This is a genomic window from Rhodococcus sp. T7 (assembly GCF_009872365.1).
GTDB lineage: Bacteria > Actinomycetota > Actinomycetes > Mycobacteriales > Mycobacteriaceae > Rhodococcus_F.
Genome location: NZ_WXYH01000389.1, coordinates 823175 through 824572 on the forward strand (window position 1 = coordinate 823175; position 1398 = coordinate 824572).

Annotated in this window: 1 protein-coding gene and 1 pseudogene; one reads left to right on the forward strand and one right to left on the reverse strand. The window is 65.2% G+C overall.

Translation table 11 applies throughout. The annotated features are described in order from the left end of the window. Positions 1 to 692: pseudogene (locus MLGJGCBP_RS47880) on the forward strand (IS5 family transposase); the annotation flags it as partial. Positions 693 to 701: 9 nt separating this feature from the next. On the opposite strand, the gene MLGJGCBP_RS47885 reads toward MLGJGCBP_RS47880, so the two are convergent. Next, complete coding sequence (locus MLGJGCBP_RS47885) at positions 702 to 1196, reverse strand: ester cyclase (RefSeq protein WP_160097903.1); 495 nt, start codon at positions 1194 to 1196, stop codon at positions 702 to 704. Positions 1197 to 1398 lie beyond the last annotated feature (202 nt).

Here is a 1398-nt window from a genome sequence, read left to right on the forward strand (position 1 = left end):
CGGGCGGTGTTCACCGCGATCGTGTACGTGCTCACCAGCGGATGTGCGTGGCGGCACCTGCCGCCCTCGTTCGGGGTAACCGTGCCGACCGCGCATCGACGGTTCAGTGCCTGGGTGCGGGATGGGGTGTTCGAGAAACTCCATCGCGAGGTGCTCGATCGACTCGGTAGCGCGGGCGAACTCGACTGGACGGCAGCGATCCTGGACGCGGCAAGCGTGCGGGCGAAAAGGGGGGCTCACTGACGGGTCCCAGCCCGGTCGACCGCGGTAAGAAGGGATCGAAGATCCACGTCCTGTCCGAAACGAATGGAATCCCACTGGTCGTGGGCGTGACCGGGGCGAACACCCATGACAGCACGATGCTGCAACCATTGGTGGCAGCGATTCCGGGCGTGAAGTCTCGGCGCGGACCGCGCCGACGCAAGCCGGGAAAGCTTCGCGCCGACAAGGGCTACGACTACGACATGCACCGACGGTGGCTGCGCGAACGAGGCATCGTCCCGCGGATCGCCCGCCGCGGCATCGAGCGAAACGATCGCCTCGGCCGGTACCGATGGAAGATCGAACGCACCATTGCCTGGCTCACCGGCTACCGGCGCATGACCATCCGCTACGAGCGCCACGGCGAACACTTCGCCGGCTTCCTTCACCTCGCCGCCGCACTCACCTGCTTCAAGAAGCTCCCCACATGAGACACGCTCTTAGTGGGACGCTGTCCCGGCGGCAGGGGTCTTGCGTGCTCGCCGTTTGGCGAGGGCGTTTCGGATCAGGCCGGCCGGTGTCGGTGGGATCCATCCGGCTTGTTGTGCCATGCCGAGGTCGTCGCGGACGGCCCAGTGTTCGATCAACCTGCCGTCGTGGATTCGTAGCCAGTGTGTTTGGCGGACGGAGAAGGTTTTTCCGGTCGGTACGAAGGCCTGGTCCACGTGACCGTGTTCGGTGTAGGTCACGAACGGCCCGACCTGGCGGCCGGTCATGACGGTATCGAGCACGACGAGATCGTCCTCTGCCACGGCGTGCAGGATGTCGTGGTGCAACTCGGCGAAGGCACCGCGCAACCACAGCGCGGTCGCATGGAACCCTTCGGGGCCCGCGACTCTGGTGCACGGGGGTTCGGTCCGCGACTCGTGATTGATGGCGTCGGGGTGCACCAACTCCTCGAACGTGGCGTGGTCACCGTCGGCCATCATCTCCATGGCGCGCACGGCGACTGACTTAGAGCGTGTCTCATGTGGGGAGTTTCTTGAAGCAGGTGAGTGCGACGGCGAGGTGAAGGAAGCCGGCGAAGTGTTCGCCGTGGCGTTCGTAGCGGATGGTCATACGTCGGTAGCCGGTGAGCCAGGCAGATGGGTCGGCCGCGCGGCGAGGTGTCTGTGAGGCAGATCCTTTTCCTAAGAA